Below are 294 nucleotides of genomic sequence, written 5' to 3' on the forward strand. Positions count from 1 at the left end.
ATAAATTCTATATTATTTCTGATTTGTTCAGAAAAATTAGGAGAATTAATTAAAGATTCTATTTGTTCAAGTAGATTTTTAATTTCTGCTTCAAGAGTTTTTATAATTTTTATTGTGCTAGTTATTTTAACAGAAAATCCGTGTAGCGGTAGCCCAATAATTGTAGCTTCATTTGCATAATTAATAAGATTTGAATATACCTTTTCAGACCATATAAGTCCCTTTTTAGATTTTTCCATTAAGATATTAATTATTAAATCTTTAGGTGCACTTAAAATAGCTTGTGGTGTTGGA

At 25.5% G+C, this 294-nt stretch carries 1 pseudogene; it reads right to left on the reverse strand.

Annotated elements, in window-relative coordinates:
* A pseudogene (locus ACQRD5_RS17335) lies at positions 1 to 239 on the reverse strand (IS110 family transposase); the annotation flags it as partial.
* Positions 240 to 294 lie beyond the last annotated feature (55 nt).

This window comes from Clostridium sp. SGI.024 (assembly GCF_050315195.1).
Lineage (GTDB): Bacteria > Bacillota > Clostridia > Clostridiales > Clostridiaceae > Clostridium.